This window comes from Nocardiopsis coralli, from assembly GCF_014892575.1.
Classification (GTDB): domain Bacteria; phylum Actinomycetota; class Actinomycetes; order Streptosporangiales; family Streptosporangiaceae; genus Nocardiopsis; species Nocardiopsis coralli.
Genome location: NZ_JADBGI010000038.1, coordinates 1 through 15182, shown reverse-complemented (window position 1 = coordinate 15182; position 15182 = coordinate 1). Strand labels below are relative to the sequence as shown.

At 71.2% G+C, this 15182-nt stretch carries 14 protein-coding genes, 1 pseudogene and 1 riboswitch; of the genes and pseudogenes, 8 read left to right on the top strand and 7 right to left on the bottom strand.

The genetic code is table 11. The features are described from left to right. The first annotated feature begins 23 nt into the window (after nucleotides 1–23). Nucleotides 24–1268: a metal-dependent hydrolase family protein gene (locus IDM40_RS26640; protein ID WP_193124836.1), complete on the top strand. Its 1245-nt coding sequence runs from the start codon at nucleotides 24–26 to the stop codon at nucleotides 1266–1268. Continuing rightward, nucleotides 1265–1531 (top strand): annotated as a pseudogene (locus IDM40_RS28450) (ACT domain-containing protein); the annotation flags it as partial. The gene IDM40_RS26640 and the pseudogene IDM40_RS28450, both read left to right, overlap by 4 nt. A 108-nt stretch (nucleotides 1532–1639) precedes the next feature. Here IDM40_RS28450 and IDM40_RS26635 read toward each other — a convergent pair. Together IDM40_RS26635 and IDM40_RS26630 are read right to left on the bottom strand one after the other, a co-directional pair. Next, nucleotides 1640–2875 carry an FUSC family protein gene (locus IDM40_RS26635; RefSeq protein WP_193124835.1) on the bottom strand — a complete coding sequence of 412 codons (1236 nt, stop codon included), beginning with the start codon at nucleotides 2873–2875 and terminating at the stop codon, nucleotides 1640–1642. Nucleotides 2876–2992: 117 nt separating this feature from the next. Further along, a complete protein-coding gene (locus tag IDM40_RS26630) occupies nucleotides 2993–3949 on the bottom strand; it encodes a GlxA family transcriptional regulator (protein ID WP_193124834.1) in 957 nt (318 codons plus the stop codon). Nucleotides 3950–4019: 70 nt separating this feature from the next. Here IDM40_RS26630 and IDM40_RS26625 point away from each other — a divergent pair, with 70 nt between their 5' ends. The 3 genes from IDM40_RS26625 to IDM40_RS26615 all read left to right on the top strand — a co-directional run bounded on the left by IDM40_RS26625 (nucleotide 4020) and on the right by IDM40_RS26615 (nucleotide 6710). Beyond that, complete coding sequence (locus IDM40_RS26625) at nucleotides 4020–4970, top strand: NADP-dependent oxidoreductase (RefSeq protein WP_193124833.1); 951 nt, start codon at nucleotides 4020–4022, stop codon at nucleotides 4968–4970. 103 nt (nucleotides 4971–5073) lie between these two features. After that, nucleotides 5074–6093 (top strand): LLM class flavin-dependent oxidoreductase, encoded by a 1020-nt coding sequence (locus IDM40_RS26620; protein ID WP_193124832.1) that lies wholly within the window; start codon nucleotides 5074–5076, stop codon nucleotides 6091–6093. Between the two features lie 245 nt (nucleotides 6094–6338). Then, nucleotides 6339–6710, top strand: a complete 372-nt coding sequence (locus IDM40_RS26615; RefSeq protein ID WP_193124831.1) for a VOC family protein — start codon at nucleotides 6339–6341, stop codon at nucleotides 6708–6710. A 43-nt stretch (nucleotides 6711–6753) separates the two neighbouring features. Here the strand turns inward: IDM40_RS26615 and IDM40_RS26610 are convergent, their stop codons facing one another. Together IDM40_RS26610 and IDM40_RS28990 are read right to left on the bottom strand one after the other, a co-directional pair. Beyond that, nucleotides 6754–7062, bottom strand: coding sequence for an alpha/beta fold hydrolase (locus IDM40_RS26610; protein WP_193124830.1), 309 nt, complete (start codon nucleotides 7060–7062; stop codon nucleotides 6754–6756). Next, nucleotides 6965–7276 carry an aromatic-ring hydroxylase C-terminal domain-containing protein gene (locus IDM40_RS28990; protein WP_407940051.1) on the bottom strand — a complete coding sequence of 104 codons (312 nt, stop codon included), beginning with the start codon at nucleotides 7274–7276 and terminating at the stop codon, nucleotides 6965–6967. Before IDM40_RS28990 ends, IDM40_RS26610 begins: the two co-directional genes overlap by 98 nt. Nucleotides 7277–7360: 84 nt before the next feature. Between IDM40_RS28990 and IDM40_RS26605 the strand changes: the two genes are divergently transcribed. Further along, on the top strand, nucleotides 7361–7591 hold the full coding sequence (locus tag IDM40_RS26605; RefSeq protein WP_193124829.1) for a hypothetical protein: 231 nt from the start codon (nucleotides 7361–7363) through the stop codon (nucleotides 7589–7591). 119 nt (nucleotides 7592–7710) lie between these two features. After that, nucleotides 7711–8910 (top strand): alpha/beta hydrolase family protein, encoded by a 1200-nt coding sequence (locus IDM40_RS26600; protein WP_193124828.1) that lies wholly within the window; start codon nucleotides 7711–7713, stop codon nucleotides 8908–8910. A 58-nt stretch (nucleotides 8911–8968) separates the two neighbouring features. Here IDM40_RS26600 and IDM40_RS26595 read toward each other — a convergent pair whose 3' ends face one another. The 3 genes from IDM40_RS26595 to IDM40_RS28985 all read right to left on the bottom strand — a co-directional run bounded on the left by IDM40_RS26595 (nucleotide 8969) and on the right by IDM40_RS28985 (nucleotide 11787). Further along, nucleotides 8969–10285, bottom strand: a complete 1317-nt coding sequence (locus tag IDM40_RS26595; RefSeq protein WP_193124827.1) for an LLM class flavin-dependent oxidoreductase — start codon at nucleotides 10283–10285, stop codon at nucleotides 8969–8971. Continuing rightward, the gene (locus IDM40_RS26590) at nucleotides 10285–11067 is read right to left on the bottom strand and encodes a 3-oxoacyl-ACP reductase (RefSeq protein ID WP_193124826.1); all 783 of its coding nucleotides are present in this window, start codon (nucleotides 11065–11067) and stop codon (nucleotides 10285–10287) included. The genes IDM40_RS26595 and IDM40_RS26590 overlap by 1 nt, the downstream gene beginning before the upstream one ends. Before the next feature lie 51 nt (nucleotides 11068–11118). After that, nucleotides 11119–11221: riboswitch (TPP riboswitch) on the bottom strand. Nucleotides 11222–11298: 77 nt separating this feature from the next. Next, complete coding sequence (locus tag IDM40_RS28985; protein ID WP_407940050.1) at nucleotides 11299–11787, bottom strand: helicase-associated domain-containing protein; 489 nt, start codon at nucleotides 11785–11787, stop codon at nucleotides 11299–11301. A gap of 1850 nt (nucleotides 11788–13637) precedes the next feature. Between IDM40_RS28985 and IDM40_RS26580 the strand changes: the two genes are divergently transcribed. Beyond that, nucleotides 13638–14690: an MsnO8 family LLM class oxidoreductase gene (locus tag IDM40_RS26580; protein WP_328807139.1), complete on the top strand. Its 1053-nt coding sequence runs from the start codon at nucleotides 13638–13640 to the stop codon at nucleotides 14688–14690. Nucleotides 14691–15182: the final 492 nt, after the last annotated feature.

The following is a 15182-nucleotide window of genomic DNA, read 5'->3' as shown; positions in this document are numbered from 1 at the left end:
ACACCCCACCCTGGGAGGCCCCGATGTCCCGAACCCCGCCCCTGCTCCTCACCGGCGCCCGCCTGCTCGACCCGGAGTCCGGGACCGCGACCCCCGGTTCCTGGCTCCTGGTGGAGGAGGGCCGCATCGCCGCGCGGGGTACCGGCGCGGCCCCCGTACGCGAGGACGCCGAAACCGTGGACCTGGGCGAAGCAACCCTGATGCCCGGACTCATCGACGCACACGTGCACGCCACCGCCTTCAGCGCGGACCTCGGGGCCGCAGCCGACCAGAGTGCGTCCTACGTGACCGCGTGGGCGGCGACGTCCCTGTCGGCCATGCTCGGGCGCGGTTTCACCACCGTGCGCGACGTCGGCGGGGCGGACTGGGGCCTGGCGCTGGCCGTGGAGGAAGGGCTGATCGACGGCCCCCGCCTGGCGTTCGGCGGCAAGGCGCTCTCCCAGACCGGCGGGCACGGGGACTTCCGGCCGCGCGGGCGCCACGGCTCGGGCGGGGACGGGTGCTGCCCCGGGGCGGGTCTGGTGTGCGACGGGGCGGTGGAGTTCCGCCGGGCCGCCCGTGAACAGCTCCGCACCGGTGCCCACCACGTCAAGGTCATGTTGTCGGGCGGGGTGGCCTCACCGACCGACCGGATCGACTCGACGCAGTCCTCCGAGGACGAACTGCGCGCCGTCGTTGAGGAGGCCGAGGCGGCCAACCGCTACGTGACCGGACACGCCTACACGGCCCGTGCCGTCAACCGCGGTCTGCGCCTGGGGGTGCGGTGCATCGAGCACGGCAACCTCATCGACGAGAGCAGTGTCGAGCTCTTCCGCGAGCACGACGCGTTCCTGGTGCCGACCCTGGTGACCTACCACGAGCTCTCCCGGAAGGGCCCCCGGTACGGGCTCCCGCCCGAGAGCCAGGCCAAGGTCGACACGGTGCTGCACCGCGGACTGGAGGCCCTGCGCATGGCGCACGAGGGCGGTGTGCGCATCGCCTTCGGCACCGACCTGCTCGGGGGGATGCAGGAACACCAGAGCAACGAGTTCGCGATCCGGGGGCAGGTGCAGCCGGCGGACGCGGTGATCCGGTCCGCCACGAGCGGGGCCGCCGAACTCCTGGGGTTCGCAGGCGAGGTGGGAACCCTGCAGGAGGGGGCGCGCGCCGACCTCCTGGTCGTCGACGGCGACCCGCTCACCGATCTGGCCCTGCTCGCCGAGCCGGAGCGGGGCGTGCGCGCCGTGGTCACGGCCGGAACGGTGCGGCGCGGGCGTCTCGGGGCCTGAGGGGCGGCCGGGGCATCGTGGCCGCCGTGGCCGATCTGCTGTCCGAGCACGGGTACAGCATCACCGAGAGCCAGCAGTACGGCGACCACTACACCGGCCGGTTCTTCCTGCGCATGCAGTTCGTCGCCGGGGCGCGCGACGGGGGCCCGCCGACGAGGACACCCTGCAGTGCTTTCGCAGCCCTGGCCGGGGACTTCGGGGGCAGGAACGGTTCGGTCGTGGAGTGGAACCTGAGCCGGCGCGACGCCCGCCCCAACAGCCTCGACGGTGCGCTACAGCGCGGTCGGCCACTCCTCTGGGGTGGTCGGCTGCGCCCTCCCCGGGGGGATGACCTACCTCGGGGCGGCTCCGCCCGTCCAGCGGTTCGGCGGTCACTCGGGCCTGCGCCGCCGCCGGAACAGGGGACGGAACCGCCGGCGCCTGGCCTCTGCGGCACGACGCCGCCGCACCCAGGGCAGCCACGACTCCGTGTGCGGGTGTTCCACGCGCGGCTGGTCCTCCTCGCCGGACAGTGCCTGCGCCACACTCTCGGGCTCTTCGACGCCGGCGAAGAGCATGATGTCGGTCGCGACCATCTGCACCGACAGGTGGGCGGAGGCGGTGACGGGGTCGTCGCCCACGGTCTCGCTGAACGGTTGTGCGAGTTCGAGCGCCAGGTCGACGGCGTGCTGGCGCGACTCGCGGTCCCCGAGGTCGCCCGCGAGGACCTCCAGGGCGGCGGCCATCTCCCACACCACCGAGGCGATGCGCCCGCGCTCCTCCGGGTCCATGGCCGCGGCCGTGCGCGCCAGGGCCAGGCAGCTCTCGCTGAGGATGATGAGCCGATCGACCTTCTCGTCCTCGTAGGCGAGGGGGCCGGGGCTGGCCCAGCGCGCGGTGGTCCACCGGACGCTCCGGTGGCTGTTCTCCTGCGCCCGGCTGAGGTCGGCCATCGGGCGGCTGAGGGCGCTCAACCGGTCGACCGTGCTCAGGGAGGGGTCCTCGTCCTCCTTGAGCGCGCGGCCGGTGGCGTTGAGCAGGCGGACGATCTCGTGCAGCGCCTCGGTCTCGATCCGCCGCAGCCGGGCGGCCGGGCGTGCGGGGAAGAGCAGTTGGCTCATCACCAGGGCCACACCCGCTCCGATGAGCGCGTCGGTGAGCCGGGTGAGGCCGACCTGGCCGTCCGCGACGGCCAGGGTGAGGATCGCCCCCGACGCGGCCTGGGCGATCACCAGACGGGGGGCGCCGACAGCGACGGCGATCGCCATGGCCACGCCGACGGCGACGACCATGTTGGCGTAACCCCCGCCGGTGAGGGCGATGGAGAGCTCCCCGACGACGATGCCGATGATCACGCCCAGCAGCATCCGGACGGCGTTGGTGCCGCGTTCGCCGCCGACGGTGTTGAGCGCGATGACCGCGGCGATCGGCGCGAAGAACGGGGAGTGGTCGTCGATGAGGCCACCGGCGATGACCCACGCGGCGGTCGCGGCGAAGGCGCACTGCAGCACCAGGGCGAGGTTCTCGCGCAACCGGTGCACGGCTTCCGCCGCCTTCTGCAGGGCCCACCGGCCCGCGTCGCGGACACGGCCGTCCGGCGTGCGCGCGCTTCCCCCGTCGTCACTCATACAGACAGAGACATTACTGTCTGCGCCCGTCGATCGCCGGGTGCGGCCCCGCCGCGCGTCCCCACAGCGGGCAGGTGAAGGACAGGCGATCCGGCCGGCCTCGGTCGCCGACGGCGCTCAGGCGGAGCCGTGGAAGGTCTGGCGGTAGGCGGTGGGCGTCACACCCATGGCGGCGTGGAAGTGCTGGCGCAGGGACGCGCCCGTGGCGAACCCGACCTCCTCCGCGACCCGGTCGACCGGGAGGTCGCTGCTCTCCAACAGCCGCTGGGCCCGGGCGACCCGCTGGCCGACCAACCATTTGCCGGGGCTGACGCCGACCTCGGCGGTGAACCGGCGCGAGAACGTCCTGGGGCTCATGCCCGCGACGCGCGCCAGCGTGCTGAGGTCGACACGATCGTGCAGGTGCGCCACAGCCCAGTCCCTGGCGTGGGCCGTGCCGTTGCTCCCGCGCTCCGGCAGGGGCCGCTCGATGTACTGCGCCTGGCCACCGTCGCGGAACGGAGGGACGACACAACACCGCGCGACCGAGTTGGCCACCGCGCTGCCGTGGTCCGTACGCACCACGTGGAGGCACGCGTCCACGCCGGAGGCCGCTCCTGCCGAGGTGAGGACCGGCCCGTCCTCGACGAAGAGGACCCCGGGATCGAGTTCGACGTGCGGGAAGCGCCGGCGGAAGAGTTCGGTGAGCTGCCAGTGTGTGGTCGCCCGGCGCTCGTCCAGCATCCCTGCAGCGGCGAGGACGAACGCGCCCGTGCAGATCGAGACGATGCGCGAGCGCGAGGGGATGCGCTCCAGCGCCGCGGCGACGTCCTCCGGCAGCTCCACGGGGATGGCCGGCGTGGCGATCGAACTGATCACCACGGTGTCGGCGGTCTCCAGGAGCTCGGGTCCGTGCTCGACGCCGATGGTGAAGTCGGACGCGCTGCGCACGGGCTGTCCGTCGACGCTGCACGTGGACACCTCGTACAGACCCGGGACCGCCTCGAAGATCCTGCTGGGGATGCCGAGTTCGAAGGGGTAGGCCCCGTCGAGCGCCAGTACCGCGACGTGCTGCGGCCGCGTTCTCGCTGTCATGGCACGATTCTATCGAAATGCGTCTTTCTTGCCGTTTTCGCGGCGCCGGCGGACCGCCATGGTGGTGTACATGAACAAGGAACACACGATGCACGCCGCCACCCAGAACTCCCTCGGAGGGCCCGAGGTCCTCGAGGTCGTCGACGTTCCCCGCCCCGAGCCCCGGACCAACGAGGTCCTCGTGCGTGTGCGCGCGGCGAGCCTCAACCCCACCGATTGGAAGCACCGCGCGAACGGAGGGTTCCTCGGCAAGCCGCCGTTCGTACTCGGGTGGGACCTTTCGGGCGTCGTCGAGGCGGTCGGTATCGGCGTCGCGCGCTTCCGGCCGGGCGACGAGGTGTTCGGCATGCTGTCCTACCCGTTCGGCCACGGCTCGCACGCCGAGTACGTCGCGGCGCCCGCACGGGTCTTCACCAAGAAGCCCGCCTCGATCGACCACGTCCGGGCGGCAGCGCTTCCGCTCGTCGGGCTGACGGCGTGGCAGGCGCTCGTCGATTACGCGGACCTGCAGCCCGGGCAGCGTGTGCTGATCCACGCGGCCGCCGGCGGTGTGGGCCACGTCGCCGTGCAGATCGCCAAGGCCCGTGGGGCATACGTGATCGGCACCGCCAGCGAGGCCAAACACGACTTCCTGTACGGCCTGGGCGTGGACGAAGCGGTCGACTACCGCGCCCAGGACTTCGCCGAGGTGGTCGAGGACGTCGACGCGGTCCTCGACACCATCGGTGGCGACACCTCCACACGTTCGCTGCGCACCCTCCGGCCCGGCGGCATCGCCGTCTCGATCCTGCCCGTGGGCTCCGAGGAGTTCCACCACCAGGCGGAGCGGCTGGGGGTACGCGCCGTGCGGATGCTCGTCGACTCCTCCCGTGCCGATCTGCGCTCGATCTCCGAGCTGGTGGAGGCCGGCGAGCTTCGTGCCACGATCGCCGAGACCTTCCCCCTCGACAGCATCGCCGAGGCGCACCGGCTCGGCGAGACCGGCCGGACCACGGGCAAGATCGTCGTCACGGTCGATTAGCAGCAGGCGTCATGGCGCACCGGTCGCCCGCGTGTCCTCGGGGCGGTGCCGACCGGTGCCGTGCACCCCGGAATACGGGCGGGCCGGCGGTGTTGCCCTGAGCATGAAGAAGATCGGATTCCTTTCGTTCGGCCACTGGACACCGTCACCGCGCTCGGGCGTGAAGTCGGCCTCGGACGCCCTGCTGCAGTCGATCGACCTGGCCGTGGCCGCCGAGGAGCTGGGCGCGGACGGCGCCTACTTCCGGGTCCACCACTTCGCCCGGCAGCTGGCGTCTCCCTTCCCGCTGCTGTCGGCGATCGGCGCCCGCACGAGCCGGATCGAGATCGGCACCGGCGTGATCGACATGCGCTACGAGAACCCGCTCTACATGGCCGAGGACGCCGGATCCGCCGACCTGATCTCCGGCGGCCGCCTGCAGCTCGGGATCAGCCGCGGCTCCCCCGAGCAGGTGATCCGGGGATACGAGTACTTCGGCCATCGCCCGGAGGAGGGGTCCACGGACGCCGACATGGCGCGCAAGCACACGGCGGCCCTGCTCGAGGTGCTCAAGGGTGAGGGTTTCGCGCAGCCGAACCCGCAGCCGATGTTCCCCAACCCGCCCGGGCTGCTGCGGATCGAACCGCACGCCCCCGGCCTGCGCGAACGCATCTGGTGGGGCGCCGGAAGCCGCTCCACCGCACAGTGGGCGGGCGAGCAGGGCATGAACCTGATGAGCTCGACGCTGCTCACCGAGGACACCGGGGTGCCGTTCCACCAGCTGCAGGCCGAGCAGATCCAGCTCTTCCGGGAGGCGTGGAAGGGGGCCGGCCACGCGCACGAGCCGCGTGTGTCGGTGAGTCGGAGCATCTTCCCGCTGGTGAGCGAGTTCGACCGGCAGCTGTTCGGCCGCGAGCGGGCCAGCAGGGACCAGGTCGGGCACCTGGACTACGGCCTGGCCCGGTTCGGCAAGACCTACGCCGCCGAACCGGACGAGCTCGTCGAGGAGCTCGCCAAGGACGAGGCCGTGGCCGCCGCGGACACGCTCCTGATCACGGTGCCGAACCAGCTCGGCGTGGACTACAACGCGCAGGTCATCGAGAACCTGTTGCGTTACGTGGCGCCCGGCCTCGGCTGGCGGTGACAGGTCGGGGGCCGGACAGACGGATCCCGCTCCGGCGGATTCCGTGGGCGCCGAGCCTGCCCCGCAGATGACTGTTCGGCCCCTGCGGTCAACGCTCGCCAGCGTGGTCGCTTGCGATTCGTACGCGCCGCTCCCCCGTGATCGACATGCGCCGGCGCACGGCGAGGCCATGAAATCGGAAAGCACAGTCCGCTCGAACTGGTGACCTTTGGTAGTCCGGAGTGGCTGCCGATAACATCGGGCACATGATCACTTCGATAGCTTCTGCCATTCTTTACGTGAGCGATCAGGGATCCGCCCTGCACTTCTACAGGGACATTCTTGGCTTCGATGTTGTCCTGGATGCAGATATGGGTGAAGACTCGCGCTGGTTGGAGGTCAAGCCTCCCGGTGCCCAGACTTCCATCGTGCTCGGCTCGGCCGAGGCGTTCGGAAAACAGCCCGGCGAGGGCGCATTCCTGACGTTCGCGGCCGACGATGTTGCAGCCACCGTTGAAGAATTGCGTGCTCGCGGAGCGACGACCTCTGAAGTATCGCGCGAGCCTTGGGGGACATACGCAACCGTCGACGCTCCCGACGGCCACAAGCTCCAGTTCAACGAACGCCCCCAGAACTGACTGCCCGTTTCACCAACTTCGTGTTGTCAAGCTGTTCCGGTTCTTACGCGCGCGACCGCCCGCACAGGGAGAGCATCGCGCTCGCGACCTCATCGGCTGCGGCGTCGGGCAGGGCCGTGCCCATGTGGTCGAGGACCAACAGGTGTGCGTCCGGTACGGCGGCAGCGATCGCCCGGCCGTTGCCGACCGGGAAGAACGGGTCCCCGCGGCTGTGGACGACCAAGGTCGGCACGGTGACGTCCACGAGGCGTTCGTTACTGCGGCTGCGCCGTTCGAGGCCCTTGCCGACGACGAGGGCACCATCGGGCGAGGGCTTCCTCCAGTGGTCCGGACTCGCGTCCGCTCTCAGCACGCACCCAGACCGCGTGGCCGTCCGGCCGGACGAGGACGGCCGCGGCCCCGTCCGCCGTCATCGGGTCGGACGCGACCGCTTCGGTGAGAACGAAACGCTCGGAGGGGCCTTCGATCCCGTTGGGCGGGGCGAGGAGGACCGGCCTGCCCTTCGCCAACAGGTGGCACAGCGACGTCGGCCCCGCGGCGGTACGCACCGGCAGGTCGGGGACCATGCGCCCCACCCGAGCCCGGCCGCGCCGCGCCGTCGCCTGCATACTGGGGGCCGATCCCAAGGACACGAAGGGAGGAACACCGTGGTGTTCCGTTTCTCGTTCGCCGTGGCCCTGGCCTCGCTGGCCCTGACCACCGTTTCGCTGGTGGCGGCGACGGCGGTCGGCGGCGCGGCTCCGCTGCTGTGGGTCCTCTGGCCGGCCTGGGCGGTCACGGCGCTCGGCGCGGTCGTCGTCCATCGGATGTCCCTGTGGGCCGGTGCCCAGGAGCAGGCCGCTCACGGGAACCCGGAGCACGTGCCGCGGCACCGGGCCTGAGCGCGACGGTGTCCCGGCACCGGCCCGCGGCAGGGCCCGCGGATCCCCGGTCCCGCTGACCGGAACACCGGCACCCGGGGGCTCCGTGCCGGGGCACGGTGTCGAGCGGAGGTGCGCTCATGTCCGTCGTCGAACGGCGTCATCCGTCCGGTCCCACGTTGCCCGCGCTGTGCGCGGCCCTGGTGCTCGCGACCGGGACGGCTGCCGCCCCGCAGGCCGCGCCCGGCTCGGACCCGGACCGGCGCGGGGAGCCGTACTCCGTCGCGGAGATCGAAGGCACCCCGGGCCTGCCGGGTGCGGCACACAACTACCTGGTGACGTACGGGTCGACGGGGGTGTCCGGCTCCCCGGTCACCGTGTCCGGGACGATCGCGCTCCCTCCGGGCGAACCGCCCGAGGAGGGATGGCCCGTGGTGGGTTGGGCCCACGGGACCACGGGGGTGTCGGACCTGTGCGCCCCGTCGGCGGACCGGCCGGGCGGGCCCGCACACGAGTACCTGTCGACGGCCGACGCGGCCCTGGACCCCTGGCTGGAGCACGGGTACGCGGTGGTCAGGGCCGATTTCGAGGGCCTCGGCACCCCGGGCCCGCACCCCTACCTGAACGGGACCGGCACCGCGCACACCGTCGCCGACCTGGTCACCGCCGCCCAGCACGTCGACGGGCGGGTCGGTGGGGACTGGATCGCCCTGGGCCACAGCCAAGGAGGCCACGCCGCGCTGTTCGCGGCCGACGGCGACCGGTCGGGCGCAGCCGGCCCGCAGTCACGTCCGCTCGGGGTGGTCTCGGCCGCGCCCGGCGGTATGGGCGTCAGCGCTCTCGTGCAGTGGTTCCGGGAGGCCGATCCCGAGGACGAGCACGTCGTCGCGGCCCTGCCTTTCCTGCCGGTGCTGCTTCTGGGCGCTGAGGCGGCGGAACCGTCCGTCGACGCCGAGGCGCTCCTGACCGAGGAGGTGCGCCCGTTGCTGGAGGCGGCCCGCACCGGCTGCATGGACGACATCGCCGAGGCGGCCCGGGACCTCTCGGCCGACACGCTGTTCGAGGAAGACGCCCGGACCACCGAGCTCGAGGACTACCTGCGCTCCCAGGAACCCCACCGCCTCGAACCGGACCTGCCCGCACTGGTGGTCCAGGGCACCGAGGACGAGCTCGTCCCCGCCGAGGACACGGAAGAGCTCGTGGCCGCGCTGGCCGAGCGCACCTCGGCCGAGCTCGAGTACCGGACCTACGAGGGCGCCGACCACCGCGGTGTACTGGAGGACTCCTTCGACGACGCGTTGGCCTTCGCCGAACGCCTACGCGAAGGCTCCGGCCGGTGAGCGGGGCGGGACGCGGCACCGGGCTCGGCGCCGCCTCCCGCACCCAGGGCCTCCGCGGTCAGTGCGCCGACGGCGGCCGTGGCAGGCCCAGGTGCCCGCGCAGGGTCCGGGCCCCGTACTCGCGGCGGAACAGTCCCCTCTTCTGCAGGACGGGCACCACGTGGTCGACGAAGTCCTCGACCCCGCCGGGCAAGGACGGCGGCATGAGGTTGAAGCCGTCCGCGCCACCCTGCTCGTGCCACTCGGCGATCCGGTCGGCGATCTGTTCCGGGGTCCCGACCATCGTGCAGTGTCCCCCGCCCGCGGCCAGGCGGCCGAGCAGTTGCCGCACGGTGGGTTTCTCCGACTCGATGATGCGCAGGATCGTGGCGTAGCGGCCCTTGGGCCCGGTGAACTCCTCCAGCGGAGGGAGGTCGGGCACGGGCGCGTCCAGGTCCCAGTCGGTGCAGTCCTGCTCGGTGAACAGGCCGAGCTGCTGCAGCGACTCAGCGGTCGGCAGGAGCGCGTCGAGCTCGTCCTGCTTGGCGCGGGCCTCCTCCTCGGTGGACCCGACGTAGGTGACCAGCCCCGGCATGATCGCCACCGACCCCGGGTCGCGGCCGGCCCGGCGGATCCGCGCCTTGACGTCCCCGTAGTAGTCCTGGGCGCTGGGCAGGTCGTAGGCCACCGCGTAGATCGCCTCGGCGCGGCGGGCCGCCAGCTCGCGCCCCTGTTCGGAGGACCCGGCCTGGAACAGGACCGGATTGCCCTGCACCGGACGCGGCACGTTGAGCGGCCCGTCGACCTGGAAGTACTCGCCCCGGTGGTCGATCGGGCGCACCAGGTCCGGGTCGGCGAACACACCGGCCCGGTCGTAGTGGAAGGCCTCGTCGCCCCAGGAGTCCCACAGCCCCAGGACGGCCTCGACGAACTCCTCGGCCCGCGCGTAGCGCTCGGCGTGCTCCGGCATCTGCTCGTACCCGTGGTTGCGGGCCTCGGAGTCGAACATGGAGGTCACCACGTTCCACCCGATGCGTCCGCCGCTGATGTGGTCGAGGGAGGCGAGCAGGCGTGCGGCGTGGAAGGGGGTGTAGAAGGTGCTGGAGACGGTACTGACCAGACCGATGCGGTTGGTGGCCCTGCTCATGGCGCTCAGGGCGGTCAACGGTTCCAGGAACCACCAGGGACCGCCGGCGACGTCCCCGGCGGCGTGCCCGTCGGCGAAGAACACCGCGTCCAGGAGTCCGCGTTCGGCGGTGCGGGCCAGCTCCTCGTAGTAGGCGATGTCGCCGACACGTTCGGCCGGGGAACCCGGGTGGCGCCAGGCGGCCTTGTGGTGGCCGCAGCCGAAGATGAACAGGTTGAAGTGCAGGGGGTGCTGCTCCTGGGCGGCCATCAGTTCTTCACCAGCCCGCCGTCGACGACGAGGTTCTGTCCGGTGACGGCCCGCGACCACGGAGAGGCGAAGTACAGGGCCGCGTCGGCGAACTCGGCGGGGGTGACCACGCGGCGCAGCGGCGTGGTGGAAGCGATCACGTCGAAGACCTCGTCGGGGGTGGCGGAGCTGGCGTCGGTGGTGCGCAGCAGGCCGCCGGAGACCATGTTGACGTTGATGCCGTCGGCGCCCAGGTCGTGGGCGAGTGTGCGGGTGAGCGACAGCAGGGCCGCCTTGGCCGCGGTGTAGTCGTGGTAGGGCACGACCGGGTTCTGGAACAGGTTGGTGCCCACGTTGACGATCCTCCCGAACCCGCCGGCACGCATGCCGGGCAGGGCCGCGCGCACGGTGTTCAGCGCGCCGTGCACGGTCCCGCTGAACTGCCGGTCGAGGTGTTCTGAGGTGAGGGTGTCGGCGTGGGGCCGCTCGTCGCCGTTGAAGGAGAAGTCGACGAGCGCGTTGTTGACGACGGTGGTGACCGCGGTGCCGAAGTGTTCCTCGGCGGCGGAGACCATCGCGGCGACCTGGTCGGCGTCGCGTACGTCGGCCCGCACGGCCAGCGCGCGGTCGGGGTGGGCGGCGGCGAGCTCCTGGGCCGCCTCGGCGCTGGTGAGGTGGTTGACCACCACCCGGGCGCCCTGGCCCAGGAAGGCCCGGACCAGGTGGGATCCCAGCCCCCGCGCTCCGCCGGTGACGACGACCGTCTGTTGCTCGAGGGGGATCGCTGTTCGGGGGGAGTTCATCGGTGGCCCTTCTGACAGGGCGAAGGCGGACCCCGACGGCCGCGGGTGTGCGCAGCCGTGTGTGGACATCCCTTCGCCAGCGTTACCTGGATCAGGTTCGACGGGTGTTGTCTCAGCCCGGAACCGTGAGTCCCGGGCACCCCGTGTCACTGCCGCTCAACGTAACCCATGCGCCTCTCCCCCGGGGTCACCGGGGGCCGGGCTCGGGAGGGCCACAGAGGGAAATACTGATCAGGAGAGCCCCATCAGGCTCCTGGCACAGGACTCGAGCTCCTGCTGTCGGACCACATGCGGCAACCGAGCGCTCTCCTGCCCGTCCTCAGTGACCCCGCCCGTGGAGCGGCCGCGTTCGATGACTGGGTCTCCGCTCTCGTCCTCCCTGACCGGCATGTAGCCCGCCCTCCGGAGCAGAGCGGTCGTCTCTTCCGGAGGTTTCGCACTGACCAGGACGGTGCCGGCGATCAAGCGCGCCCGTAGGTCGCGCAGGGCTCGATCTGCCACCATCTCTCGAGCCAGGGCCTCGTCCACGCACCGCACACAACTGGCAGAGGCCGCCACCCGGATCTGCCCGTGCACGCGAGCGGTGTCCTTGACCAGGTATTCCAGGGTCTGGGGCAGGGAACCGTCCACAGCCACCGCGGACAGCTCTTCGAGGAGGAGGGCGCCGGTGTACCCCTCGTTCAGGGCCCTGCCCACCGAAGTGGCGGACAGGCGCCACACGCTTGCGTATCCATCGCCTTCCCGGTCGGCGGCGGTGGACAGGAGCCGTTCCAGCCAGGTCGCCGGGGTCCCCCATGACCGTGGCGGTCAGGTCCCCTTGGAAGCGGACGGTCTCCTGCACCGGGGGCAGAAGCTCGTACAAGGCTTCGGTCAGCGCCGCGTCACTGCCGCTCAGGGCCCGTCCGACCGGGGTGAGCGCCCCATAGGCGAGCACCCCCACGCGTTCGGCTTCCCGGACGACGTGAGCGAAGGGCCGCACGCGCTCTGCACCGACCATGGCCGCGTCACGGTGCCAGGAAGCGGCCTCGAACAACCACCACAGCCCTTCGGCTTCGGGGAATTCGCGCCTGGCCAGCTCCTCCAGCACTGCCTCTCCGTTGATGCCCGTCCCGTAGCCCTCGGGCAAGTCCGCCAGTGCGAGGAGCATCCCGGTTCGGAACGGAGCGACACCCGGCTCCTCCTCCTGCAAAGGTACGGCCCCTCGACCGTCGGGCCCCAGGGTGACGACGGCGGGCAGGTCTGTCCAGGCACGGAGCAGGGCGGTCAGCCGCTCCGCCGGCCCGGCACGGAACCAGGCGCTGTCGGGTTCGTCCACGGTCAGGTTCCCCTCGGTCCGGGCGAGGGCCCCGGCCCGATGGGCGAGTTCGATCCACAGGGCGGTGTGTTCCCGTGGCTGCCCCAAGACCTCAGCGACGCGCGTCTGGTCGCGAACGGTGATCCCACCGCTCTTGCGCAGGCTCAGCGGAGCGCGGGCGACCTCGCCCACCAGCCGGTCCACGGATCCCAGGAGGCCGAGCAGCGCGTCGCGGCCTTCATTGTGCACCAGGGACTCGTCGATGGGCACCGCTGCGAACCCGGGCGGGCTCTGGGCGAACGGCCTCGGGGTGCGTTCCTTGAGGTAATCGTCGACCTCCAGGGGCAGCATCGCCTGTTCCTGCTCGTGAGGGCAAGGAACGATGAGCCCGCGTTCGGCGAGCCAATCGGTGTCGGGGTCACCCGAGCCTTCCCTGCGGAAGCGGAACTTGGGCTCGAAGGGAGGGCCTCCGACGAAGCAGTAGGTGCCCATCGGCCCGCCGTGGGCCGCGAGTGCCTTCATCAGGTCTTTCGCCCCGGCAGGAGCCGCCTCGAACAGCGCCCGGAGCCGCCCGGGATCGGTCAGGACGGAGACGACGTCCCGCTGTACCAGGTGGCGCCCGCGTGTTGGGTCCACCCCCAAGGCAAGGGCCACCCGGCGCACCTCGGGGAGGTTGTAGCAAGCGTCGAGCGCGTCCGAGACTCGGGGTGGTCGTTGACGGTCGTTTCCGAACCTCTCCACCAGCCCGGTAACCAGGTGGTGGTCTCCGCCGCCGGTGGGCCAGGTGAGGGCGCGTGCGGTGAGTCCGGCGATGGCCGCCTCCGCCGCCCGTCGGCTCTGGCCACTGGGCAGGTCCATCAGCTCCAGAACCCGCAGCCAGTCCACGGTCATGCTCTCCCCGTGCCCCATAGCACGCAGTGCCACGGACAGCGCAGGATCGTAACCGTGCTCACCGGGTTCGGGTGCGGCGATTTCGGCCGCCGCCTTGAGGAGGTCGCGCTGGGGCAGGGTGAGCGTGTCCAACGCCCCGGGACGGTGCATGAGGTCGGAAAGGCGGTGGGCGAGGTAACGCGGTTCCAATCCGCGGAGCCCGTCGGCGAGGGTGCTCAGAACATCCGCCACGCATTCGACCGGGAGTGCACGCAGGTGCTCACGCAAGGCTTGGATGCGGTTCATACCGAGACGTTAGCGACTCGGCTCAATCGATCACACCCGCTTGCGCGAACTGTGGACAACCGGGACCGGCACCGCTACCGCCCTTGCCGAACTTGTGCACGTGGCCAGGGACACACCCGATGGCACTCTGGTCGTGGAAGGCTGTGGCGAGCCGCAATCGAACGAACGGGGCTCATGGCTGATGCGTATCTCCCTGCTTGACCGCTCGCGGACGCGCGGTGGCGAGTCCGACGCGAAGACGATCGCGACGACCGTCGATAGAGCAGTACGTGCGGACGAACTCGGTTTTCACCGGTTCTGGACCGCCGAGCATCACGCGGTCCCAGGCATCGCCGGCGCGGCTCCCGCAGTGCTGCTCGCCGCGATCGGTGCCCGCACGAGCCGTATCCGGCTCGGCACGGGCGGAGTCATGGTTCCCAACCACAGTCCGCTGGTGATCGCCGAGCAGGCGTTGATGCTCGAGGCGCTCTCCCCCGGAAGGGTCGACCTGGGGCTGGGCGGCTCGCTCGGCTTCACCGCTCCGATCCGGCGTGCGCTCGGGCGGACCTCCCTGGGTGAAGGCGAGTACGCGGCCGACGTCGAGAAGATCCGGGAGTATCTGAGCGGACGAGCCGGGACCACCGCCCGCCCCAGTGTCGGTCCTCCGCCCATGTTCCTGCTCGCCATCAAGGGTGGGTTGTCCCTCGCCGCCGAGCTGGGGCTTCCTGCGGTGGTCGGTGGGCCGGCTCTTCGTGACCCGGACAGGCTGGCTGCGTACTTCGAGGATTTCCGTCCAGGCCCGACTACGGCTGCTCCCTATCTGGTGGTGTCTGCGGACATCGCCGTGGCCGAGACCGCGGACCGCGCTCGCGACCTGCTGTTGCCCGAAGCCTGGGCGCTTGCGGACTCTCGGGATGTCGGAGAGTTCCGTGCGCTCCGGCCCGTCGAAGAAGTGCGTCGGCTGCTCAGCGACTCGAGCAGCGCGAAGAAGGTCCGAGCTGTGGAGGACTCGATGGCGGACGCGATCGCCGGCACCCCGGATCAGGTGGCGGACTCACTCACCGGCCTTCTCGAGCGAACCGGTGCCTCCGAAGTTCTCGCGAACGTCAGCACCTACGATCGTGACGAAGTCAGGAGAACCGATGAGTTTCTCGCTTCTCTCCAGGCTTCTTGACGTCTTCCCCGTCGTGAACGACGAGGGCTCCGGCCCGCCCTGACGGCCGGGTGGTGCCCGCCCCTCACGGCGTGCGGTTCCTGTTTCACCGGGTCCTGTCAACCTCAGCCTCCATGGTCAGCACCGACCACATGGAAGAGTTCCTCGGCCTGGACGTGGGCAAGAGCTCCACCACGGCCACGGACTCACCCCGCCGGCAAGAAGGTCCGGTGTTCTTCGGTGTTGCCCCGGTGGCGACTGGGTTGGGGGGGGTTCGTTGGTGTTGCCTCGGTGGCGACTGGGTTGGGGTGGGGGTTCGTTGGTGTTGCCTCGGGGGTGGTGGTTCGTCGGGGTCGGGAACGATAGCCCGGCCGGCCCTGCGCGCAACCCGCGTCGGCGCCACCCCCTGATCTCCTGGATGAGCGGAAAGCGTGGCGGGTTGGGCGGTTGCCTCCCGTGGCGCCTCGGGGTGTGCGCTCCGGGCCTGTTCGCCGGGCTGTCCCGACCCGCATC

Coding starts and splice junctions, on each gene's coding strand:
- IDM40_RS26640 (WP_193124836.1), top strand. CDS start 24: ATGTCCCGAACCCCGCCCCTGCTCCTCACCGGCGCCCGCCTGCTCGAC.
- IDM40_RS26635 (WP_193124835.1), bottom strand. CDS start 2,875: ATGAGTGACGACGGGGGAAGCGCGCGCACGCCGGACGGCCGTGTCCGC.
- IDM40_RS26630 (WP_193124834.1), bottom strand. CDS start 3,949: ATGACAGCGAGAACGCGGCCGCAGCACGTCGCGGTACTGGCGCTCGAC.
- IDM40_RS26625 (WP_193124833.1), top strand. CDS start 4,020: ATGAACAAGGAACACACGATGCACGCCGCCACCCAGAACTCCCTCGGA.
- IDM40_RS26620 (WP_193124832.1), top strand. CDS start 5,074: ATGAAGAAGATCGGATTCCTTTCGTTCGGCCACTGGACACCGTCACCG.
- IDM40_RS26615 (WP_193124831.1), top strand. CDS start 6,339: ATGATCACTTCGATAGCTTCTGCCATTCTTTACGTGAGCGATCAGGGA.
- IDM40_RS28990 (WP_407940051.1), bottom strand. CDS start 7,276: ATGGTCCCCGACCTGCCGGTGCGTACCGCCGCGGGGCCGACGTCGCTG.
- IDM40_RS26600 (WP_193124828.1), top strand. CDS start 7,711: ATGTCCGTCGTCGAACGGCGTCATCCGTCCGGTCCCACGTTGCCCGCG.
- IDM40_RS26595 (WP_193124827.1), bottom strand. CDS start 10,285: ATGGCCGCCCAGGAGCAGCACCCCCTGCACTTCAACCTGTTCATCTTC.
- IDM40_RS26590 (WP_193124826.1), bottom strand. CDS start 11,067: ATGAACTCCCCCCGAACAGCGATCCCCCTCGAGCAACAGACGGTCGTC.